This is a genomic window from Mesorhizobium sp. M4B.F.Ca.ET.143.01.1.1 (assembly GCF_004792275.1).
GTDB lineage: Bacteria > Pseudomonadota > Alphaproteobacteria > Rhizobiales > Rhizobiaceae > Mesorhizobium > Mesorhizobium abyssinicae.
This window is the reverse complement of the sequence record NZ_SRSR01000129.1, coordinates 1-389: the sequence shown is the minus strand read 5'-3', so window position 1 is coordinate 389 and position 389 is coordinate 1. Positions and strand designations below refer to the sequence as shown.

At 56.3% G+C, this 389-nt stretch carries 1 protein-coding gene; it reads right to left on the bottom strand.

What is annotated here, in order from left to right; all coding sequences use genetic code 11:
* Positions 1 to 125: 125 nt before the first annotated feature.
* The coding region (locus EN786_RS36275; RefSeq protein WP_210238932.1) for a hypothetical protein at positions 126 to 389 on the bottom strand (264 nt) is incomplete at its 5' end.

Genomic DNA, 389 nt, shown 5'->3' with positions numbered 1-389 from the left:
GTTGCGGTGAACGCCGGCAGCGTTTGAAAGGTCAGCCAAGGACCAGTTCAATGCCGCGCTAGCCATCCTTACTTGTGCAGGCTTCACAACTCACAATCCCTGTGCTAATTTCACAAGTGTAAGTATCACAACTGACTGGAGAAATCCAATGCCGAACACCTCAGTTCCGGCTGCCGGCGAAGCTTTGCCTCTGCCAAGTCCACCGTCGGGAGATTTTCCGGGCGCCCCATCTTCGGGACGTTCAGATGGCCGCCGCCGACCTGCAGATCGATCGCCACGTCGCTTCGATCGTTGCCGCCATGAAGATCATCCACGGCGGCGAATACCACCGTTTCATCGAAAGGTCGAATACGTGATGATAAGGAGGCGGTCATGAGCGCTCTCTCCAG